We start from the raw sequence: 8,995 nt of genomic DNA, 5'->3' as shown, positions 1-8,995 counted from the left end.
TTAAATTCCTTTGTATATTTTCGATAAGGCTTTCGCGATAGTCCTTGCGGACCTAATGAATTATATTGATCAATCCTCTTTCTGATTTGTGACGATGATACGCCCCATTGATTCGATAATCCGTGTATCGATGCCCCTCGTTGGTAATCTTTAACCAGACGAAGCTTAAAATCGGATTTGTGTTTTTTGTACTTAACCATAAAAATGCCCCCAAATAGTGTCCAACTTTTAGGGTGCACTTCAAAGGAAAGCTCTTTTATTTGAGATGCATTCACTAGATAGATGCTCTTATGATAATGTCGAATGGCACTTCCACATGCTCTTTCGACTTTGTTTTTAATCAACTGTGCGGCCGCCTTACCCATATATTCAAAATTTGTGGAAATGGTTGTAATGCCGTTCAGAATAAATTTTTTCAGCGGCGTTTCGTTATAGGAGATGATACCTACATCTTTTCCAACCTCTAGTTTTTGAGCAAGGATTTTTTCCAGCAGAAGTGCCAAGTCCCGTTCAACGATATTGATATAACAGGTACCAGATTTTATTTTCTCCTGCTTCAAATTGGACACAAGGGTATGGTCTATCCCATGTTCTTGACAGAACTTATAGAATCCTTTGATTATGGCTTTCGGATAATCACTATGATCAGGGAACACCAGCTTTATGGTCTCATACTTTTTCAGATGCTCTATCGCCTTATTGAGCGCCGTATAGATATCGTTCTCATGATTCTCAAAGACTGCGGGGAATTCTCCTTCCAAGTCAGGAATAAGTTTACTCAACAGCAGTAGCTTCTCCGAAGGGATATATCGGCTAATGATTTCTGCTGCCTGATCTGCTCCTTCCTTAAAGTGTGGAAAGATAACGTAATGGTCGTAAGTCTTAGTAAAATTCAGGAGTAGAGATTTCAAATAAGAGATATCGCTATTATACACGAAAAGATCCAAGGCGGACCATTCTCCCATCTCGCTGGCGAAAGCATCGTAAACATATTTTTTTGTTGCTCACTAAGCTTGTTGAGTAAGACGGCAATGCGTGGTCCCTGTTTGAGCTCATTCACGGCGATAAAGAAACCTTTGCCTGGAGCAGAATAGATCACCCCTTTATTCTTTAGATATTTGTATGCCTTCTCCGTGGTGTCGCGCGACACCTCCAAAAAGCTAGAAATTTCGTTGATAGAAGGAAGGACATCTCCCTTCTTGAAAATTTTATGATGAATTCCATTGATGATAGAATCGGCAAGTTGCTTATACTTTGGCGTAGCAGATAAGTCACTAATTTCTATTGAATCAAAGAATTCGGTAATGGATACTGTCATGATACAATGCTTTTGACCCTCAACATGTCACTAAAGATATTACTTTTTTGCAACTCGATGACAATTTGAATTTCCATTTTAACTCACACATCTTATCCAAATTACTAATAAAAAAAATTCCTCTAATAAAATAATTAGAGGAATTTATATTCTTACTAGCAACTGAATCTATTTGAACGTGTCTATATACTTTATCAATAGCTTAGCGTAATTCGTAAAGTTGGTAAAAGGCAGTGTTTCATAAACATCATAAATATCATGATAAGCACTGATTCCACCCAAAGTATAGATAAAGAAACAAGGTACGCCTCGTTCGTAGAAAGGCTGGTGATCACTGCGGTTCATCTCTCCTCGGATACGCACCTCGGGAAGGAAGTTGTTCTCCTTATTCAGTTCCACCATACTGTCAAATTCTTTACGGAATATAGAACCATTTACCACCTGTATACCGTCATCTCCTGTTCCTGCCATATCCAGGTTTAACAAAAATTTTACCTTCGACAGGTCGATAAGGGGATTTTCAGCGAAGAACTTAGAACCCAAAAGACCACTCTCTTCAGCCGAGAAAGCCAAGAACACCATATCGTATTTACTAGGATGCTTAGCGTAATAGTTGCTCAAATACAACATCAGAGCCGTACCGCTGGCATTGTCGTTTGCACCTTTGAAGATGACATTTTTACCTATAGCCCCTATGTGATCGTAATGGGCGGTGATAACGATAGTCGAATCCGTATCGCCAGTTCCTTTAAGGAAGCCACATACGTTTTGGGTTTGGTAATCTTTCTTATGTTCTGCCACTACTTGAAGTGTCAACAGACCTTCTCTCTTTGATGTTTCGAAATCTTTAAGATATAATACAGGCTTTTCAATTTGGTATAATAGCGTTCTCCACAACAGTTTATTGGAAGAATTTATAATTACGCCGGCATGAACACCTTTATTTTTCAAGACTTCTATCCATTTTCTAAAAGTGTCATTACCCAATTGGGTGATAGCTTCCTTTTCTTCAATATAAAGGAATCGACCTTGGTACGCGACGTTGGAAAGAATGTCCTTCTCTAGGTCTTTCGTGAAATCATCTGTTGTCAATCTGATCCACGCGAAAGAGCCTTTGATGCTTTTGCTAGCCGCATCGATAAGGAAGTCGCGTCCTACTTTAAGCTTTTTCCCATCAATAGCAACAGTAGTTTCCTTGGGAAAAGTATTCGGTGAAAGGGTAAAATATTGGAAGTAGCCTTTATCGGTTCCTGACAAAGGTACAATTCCATTGTTGTTAAATTCTTTGGCAATGTAATTTGCTGCTTTGCGGTCACCGTCAAACACAAATCCACGACCATAATACTTTGCCGACGCAATCTCCTTGACAATACGTCTTCCATACTCCTCTTGTGCCGACACCACCGTCGCAAGCAACAAGAATAAAACTAACAGTCTACTTTTCATATAAAACAGGTAAAATTAAACTTGAAGGGTATTCTTTATTAAGATAAATAGTGTGTGTCTGTTTGCTAAAATCGCTATCCTCCGCTTTGTAGATATCTACAAACTTCTGAGGGTTTCGGTCCACTAGCGGGAACCAAGTACTTTGTATCTGCACCATGATGCGATGTCCTTTCTTAAACACATGGGCAGCATCCTGCATATCAAATTTGACGCGATAAGGCTTATTCGGCAGCATAGGCTCCGGCTCAGAGAAACTATTGCGGTATTTGGCACGCATGACTTCCCCTCTTACCATCAGCTGATAGTCTGACATTGCGGATTTAGAATTATAAGGATAGACATCTATAAGCTTGACAATAAAGTCGGCATCCGTTCCTGTCGTCGAAACATATAAATCTGCCATTATATTGCCGGCTATTGTCACATCTTCTTCAAGCACATCACTTTCAAAGACCAGCACGTCGGGGCGCTTAGCAGCAAAAAACTGATCTTCAACCATATACTTATGCCCACGAAATACTGTTCTTTCGTTGGTGTAAGGCACAGGATGGTTAGGGTCACTGTCATAGTTAAGCTTACCTTCAGCAGCTCGTGGTGCTACAAAACTAACAGTGCGGTCGGCATGTAAGTAAAGACGTGTTTCGGATACTTTATGAGAAGGCCAGCTATCCATAGTCTTCCAATAATTGGCACCGGTGAAGAACACCTGCACCTTAGGAATTTCTCTTTCGCTTTCATCCTTCAAATATTTCCTGAAGAAAGGCATCTCTATATGCTTACGGTAATATTCCGAAGTGTTGCTTTCAAAATTCAAGTTGAAAAGGCTATCCCCTTTGCCACGTAGCCAAGAGCCGTGATACCACGGTCCCATGACAAAATGCGTATGAGAAGGGTTCATCTTTTTTAGATGAGCATAGGTCTTCAGAGGACCATACAGATCTTCTTGGTCAAACCAACCTCCTACGACCAACACCTGCGGATGAAACTTATTGATATGCTTCAGATAATTGCGATCCTGCCAATACTGATCGTAGTTGGGATGAGCCATCATCTCATTCCACAGAACGCTTTTATAATGGAGGTGCTTCTCGTTGAAATTTTTGAGCGCACCTGTCTTTAAGTAGAAGTTGTAAGTATCCGAAGTGTTGTAAGCCCCGAATCCTCCTGGATGACGTGTGGAAATAGAATCGCGTTCACGTCCGAAAAGAACTCAAAAAAGAAAAGGTCCCCATCAACATGAAAGCACCATTATGGTGACGATCATCTCCTAGAAACCAATCCGTTACGGGGGCCTGCGGCGATACTGCCTTTAGACAGGGATGCGCATTTATCAAAGACATGGAAGCGTATAAGCCGGGAGACGAAACTCCCCATATGCCTACTTTCTTGTTGGATTTAACATTTTTCACCAACCAGTCTATAGTGTCATAGGTGTCCGTAGCTTCATCAACACTACCGTCCGTGGCTACCGGTCTGTTCGCGATAAAATGACCTTCAGACATATATTTACCGCGAACATCCTGATATACAAAAATATAGCCATCATACATATAGTCCCTATTGGGACCTAAAGGTACCTTATAGTTGCTGTCTCCATAAGGTGCTATACTATATGGCGTACGAATCATAAGGATAGGATAATCTTTGCTTTTATCCTGCGGTTCGTAAATAGCCGTATAGAGTTTGACACCATCACGCATAGGGATATATACCTCGCGTTTGGTATAATTTTTCTTTACAAAAAGAGTATCATTAGTTTGGGCTACACCCCAAGATATTCCTATAAAATGAATTAAGAACAGAATTGAAAAAACACGCATTTCCTACTTCACCGGTTTACTACTCATCACAAATAACAATTCTCCGCCAGCCATGATTTCCTCATGAGTGATATATGTTCTGTCCAACTCTTTATTGTTCAACAAAACCTTAGATACGTAAACGTTCTTTTCGGACTGGTTTTTGGTTCTGATGACAAATTGTTTTCCGTTATCGAGATTGATGACTGCTTGTTTTACGAGAGGGCTACCTAAGTCATAGTGCAGCGAGCCCGGTGCTATAGGATAAAATCCCATGGCGCCGAAAAGATACCAAGCGCTCATCTGTCCGCAGTCGTCATTACCTCCCAAGCCATCGTGACGGGCCTGATACATGGCTCTCAAGATTTGACGCACGCGGGCTTGTGTTTTCCAAGGTGTGCCGGCATAATTGTATAAATACACCACATGATGTGAAGGTTCGTTGCCATGGACATAGTTTCCTATGATTCCGTCACGGGTGATATCTTCTGTATTTTCGAAATACTTATCCGGAAGTTCCATCGTAAACAGAGAGTCAAGGTAGTTGACAAACCTTTTCTTGTTGCCATGCAAGGCTACCAAGGCATTAGGGTCCTGCGGTACGAACAGGCTATAGTTCCACGAGTTACCTTCGATAAAACCTTGTCCATGTGTATCCAATACATCGAAATCTTTGACAAAATTACCTTTGGCATCCTTAGGGCGCATAAAGCCTATAGAAGGGTCAAAGACATTCTTCCAGTTTTGAGCACGTTTCATGTAGGTGTCGTACACATCTTTTCTGCCCAACTTAAGCGCTAACTGGGCGATACACCAGTCGTTATATGCATATTCCAAGGTTGTAGACACCGAATTGCTATTTACTTCATGCGGAATATAGCCGTAATCTATATATTCACCGATACCTTCATAGTCTCTTCTGTTTGAGGTGGCAATACAAGCTTCCAAAGCGCGGTGAGGGTCTCCTTTATAGACCCCCTTAAGGATGGCATCTGCTATGACAGAAACGGCATGATAACCGCTCATACACCAATTGTCGTTGGCATAGTGCGACCAGATAGGAAGCATGTTGAGCACGCTTTGGTCGTAATGTGCCAACATAGACTCCACCATATCGGCATTACGCGACGGCTGGAGGATGTTAAAGAAAGGATGGAGAGCTCTGAACGTATCCCACAATGAAAAGGTAGTATAGTTGGTAAACCCTTGAGCTGTGTGTACCTCCTGATCCAATCCTTTATACTGACCGTTTACATCCATATAGATGGTAGGGCCTAAATAGGCGTGGTACATGGCTGTATAGAAATTGACCTTATCATCTTCGGTGATAGTCTCTATTGCGATTTTGGAAAGCTCTTCGTTCCACTTGCTTTTGCCGGCTTCTTTGACACGGTCGAAATCCCAATGTGGCACTTCCGCACGAAGGTTTTGTAGTGCGTTGCTTTGACTTACAGGTGAGATAGCAAATTTGATCTGAACAGGTTCATCCTTGTTGGTATCGAAGTCAAAATACATGACCATATCTTTTCCGGCGAGGTCAGCAAAGTTTTCATCTTGATTGAACTTACGCCAGAAGCCTCTATACACCTGGTTCTTGTCAAAGCTTTTACGTCCATAACTCTTGAAAGGCTTGGAAAATGTCATGGCGAAATATACGGTACGTGTGCGCGCCCAACCGTGTGTTTGGCGATAGCCTGTTACTAAGGTGTCGTTTACTACACGCACCACCGTCCATACATTCTTGCCGTCATAATTATAAATTCCGGACTTTAAATCGAGGATGATATGTGCCTCTTTGGAGTCAGGAAAAGTATAGCGGTGGAAGCCTACACGCTCGGTTGTGGTCAGCTCAGCCTGCACATTGTAATCTTCTAACAGCACTTTATAGTAGTTGGCTTCCGCCACCTCATTCTGATGTCTAAACTTACTGCGGTATCCTGTACGCGTATCCTGTGCCACGCCGGGGTTAAGCTGCAACTTTCCTACTGTCGGCATGATAAGGAAATCCCCCAAGTCTGAATGACCGGTCCCACTAAAGTGGGTATGGCTAAACCCTACAATGGAGTTATCCTCATACTGATAGCCGGCACAATATTTATATACGTCTTTGTTATACTTTCCTTCATGTTCATAAGACAAGGTATCCGTTTCGGGGCTCAGCTGTACGGAGCCGAAAGGTACTGTAGCTCCAGGAAAAGTGTGTCCCATACGGGCAGTTCCTATCATCGGGTTTACATAGTCTACCGGTCTTTTCTGTGCGACGGCATTGGAGAATACCGTAGCGGTTAAGACCATAATACTGCAAATGTTTTTGAGGTTCATCATACTATTTCGTGTTATGCTTTATAATTTGTTTTTTGGATTTAACGCCTTTTTCTATCACCCTCACTACCCTTTAGCGTATGCCCGTTTACTTTGTCCAATACTATGGCAGGTCTATAATCTTGGTCGCGGGCAATAAGCTTCACATTATCAAAGGTAATGTTATTCGCGTTTTTCACAAAAACACCCCAGGCAGGAAGTTCTTTAAATTGAGAAAATTCCGGATAGGCCTCCGCCATTTCGGGAATAGATTCTAAATCTTTTGGCGACACCCCTCTAAAAGCATAATTAGGATTTCCTTTCCCCGGATAGGAAATTTCTATATTTCTTAGAATGATATTTTCAATTTTCATATTTTCCAGACCTACTATGCTGGAAGGAGACACATTGCGTGGATTATCCTCAATAGGCCCTTCGTACACATAGCCAGCATCAGGCTTTTCCTCCGTAATCTCGGCATAGAAATTTTGTATGGTCACATTTTTCAAAACACCGATACGCTTGTTATTCCAGCGAGATCCTATACGTAAATAAATAGGGTTTCCGGTATGATAGGCGTATAGGCTATCCACTAAGATATCTTCTGCTATGCCTCCGTCGGGCACGGCGATGGTAAATGCCGAGCGGAAAGTATTATAAACCTTGTTGTTTACAATTTTGATATTTTTGTATCCACCTGCTGACACGGTGCCGAACTTGATACCGTTGGCGCTAGAGCGTGCGATGCAGTTTCTTACTTCCACGTCTTCACAGCGTTTGGTGCGGTCGTGCGACTTCAGGCAGATAGCATCATCTGCAGCGTCGATGTAGGAGTTTAGCAGCTTGAAATGTTTGCAGTCCACAATATCTATTCCGTCGTTATTCCAAAAGTGGGTACTTTGCACGGTTGTAAGCTTCCCCGAAAAAAAGACTGTTAGAGAATAGAAAATGATTGATAACTTTAACAGTGTATTATGAAAGGGAAACGATTCAAACCGGAGCAGATCAGTAAGATCCTTAAGGAATTCGAGGCTGGTAAAAGCGTTCAGGAAATCACACGTGAACACGGGGTCAGTCCTGCCTCCTTTTACAAATGGCGCCAGCGATACGGCGGCCTTGACGGTAGTGAGCTAAAGCGGGTTAAGGAACTGGAAGAAGAGAACCGCAAGCTTAAGCGGATGTACGTGGAGCTTGCCCTGGACTTAGAGGCGGCCAGGGAGGTGATAGCAAAAAAGCTTTGAAGCCCTGCCAGAAGAAACAGATTGCCCAGGAATTGATGGAGTCAGGGAAAGGCATCAGCAGGGCGTGCCGGGTGTTGGGATTGAGCAAGACCTGTTACTATTATGTTGGCATACGCGATGATAGCCAGGTGGAGTCCGCTTTAAGAAAGAAGGCAGAAGATTTTCCACGTGAGGGTTTCTGGAAAGCGTTCAGGAGATTGCGCCGGGAAGGCCATTGCTGGAACCACAAGCGCGTCCACCGGGTATACAAGCTCATTGGACTGAACATCAGAAGGAAAGCAAAGCGGCGATTGCCGCAAAGGGTAAAACAGCCCCTGACCAAGCCCATGTTGCCCAATGATACCTGGTCGGTGGACTTTATGAGCGACGCACTGAGCAATGGCCGCAGATTCCGTTCTTTCAACGTGATGGACGATTTCAACAGGGAAGCACTGCATATCGAAGTGGATTATTCCCTGCGCAGTTCGCGGGTGGTTTGGGTGCTGAACCATCTGATTAAACGTAGAGGCAAGCCCGGGAAAATCAGAATGGACAACGGCCCGGAGTTTATATCCCAGCTTTTAAGGGAATGGAGTGTGGTCAACGGCATCGAGTTTTTATATATCCAGCCCGGAAAGCCCACGCAGAATAGTTTTGTGGAAAGATTGAACGGGACTTACCGTGATAATGTATTGGACTGCTACCTGTTTGACACCCTTGATGAGGTAAGGGAAGTTACCTGGCAATGGATGGATGATTATAACAATCACAGACCGCACGACAGTCTTGGCAATATGCCTCCAACCGAATATGCCGCTTTATCCGCTTTTGAAGGCGATAGACAGGCGTGTTAGGGTATTTAGGTTTAGGTTAATTTGAAGAGAATTTTGTAAAATTACGCAGTCTTAATT

At 42.7% G+C, this 8,995-nt stretch carries 8 protein-coding genes; 1 reads left to right on the top strand and 7 read right to left on the bottom strand.

Features of this window, described 5'->3' with window-relative positions; translation table 11 throughout:
- From SD31_RS21025 to SD31_RS12820, 7 genes are all read right to left on the bottom strand, one after another.
- On the bottom strand, positions 1-965 hold a 965-nt coding region (locus SD31_RS21025), incomplete at its 3' end, for a substrate-binding domain-containing protein (RefSeq protein ID WP_316929878.1).
- Entirely contained in the window at positions 908-1,318 is a 411-nt protein-coding gene (locus SD31_RS21020) for a winged helix-turn-helix domain-containing protein (protein ID WP_316929877.1), read from the bottom strand. The genes SD31_RS21025 and SD31_RS21020, both read right to left, overlap by 58 nt.
- A gap of 168 nt (positions 1,319-1,486) precedes the next feature.
- Entirely contained in the window at positions 1,487-2,764 is a 1,278-nt protein-coding gene (locus tag SD31_RS12835) for a M28 family metallopeptidase (protein WP_039054429.1), read from the bottom strand.
- Entirely contained in the window at positions 2,754-3,815 is a 1,062-nt protein-coding gene (locus SD31_RS20360; protein ID WP_262506638.1) for a CocE/NonD family hydrolase, read from the bottom strand. The genes SD31_RS12835 and SD31_RS20360 overlap by 11 nt, the downstream gene beginning before the upstream one ends.
- Before the next feature lie 142 nt (positions 3,816-3,957).
- Complete coding sequence (locus tag SD31_RS20355) at positions 3,958-4,584, bottom strand: CocE/NonD family hydrolase (RefSeq protein WP_262506637.1); 627 nt, start codon at positions 4,582-4,584, stop codon at positions 3,958-3,960.
- Positions 4,585-4,587: 3 nt separating this feature from the next.
- Positions 4,588-6,885, bottom strand: coding sequence for a GH92 family glycosyl hydrolase (locus SD31_RS12825; RefSeq protein WP_082021959.1), 2,298 nt, complete (start codon positions 6,883-6,885; stop codon positions 4,588-4,590).
- Positions 6,886-6,926: 41 nt separating this feature from the next.
- Positions 6,927-7,769, bottom strand: coding sequence for a hypothetical protein (locus SD31_RS12820; protein ID WP_052259046.1), 843 nt, complete (start codon positions 7,767-7,769; stop codon positions 6,927-6,929).
- Between the two features lie 69 nt (positions 7,770-7,838).
- On the opposite strand from SD31_RS12820, the gene SD31_RS12810 reads away from it, so the two are divergent.
- Positions 7,839-8,938, top strand: a protein-coding gene (locus SD31_RS12810; RefSeq protein WP_156138360.1) for an IS3 family transposase whose coding sequence is annotated in 2 segments (ribosomal slippage) — positions 7,839-8,091 and positions 8,091-8,938 — 1,101 coding nt in all. Because the reading frame shifts where the segments join, the coding sequence is not laid out codon by codon here.
- Positions 8,939-8,995: the final 57 nt, after the last annotated feature.

The organism is Sphingobacterium sp. T2, assembly GCF_000814685.1.
GTDB lineage: Bacteria > Bacteroidota > Bacteroidia > Sphingobacteriales > Sphingobacteriaceae > Sphingobacterium > Sphingobacterium thermophilum.
This window is presented reverse-complemented; position numbering and strand designations above follow the sequence as displayed.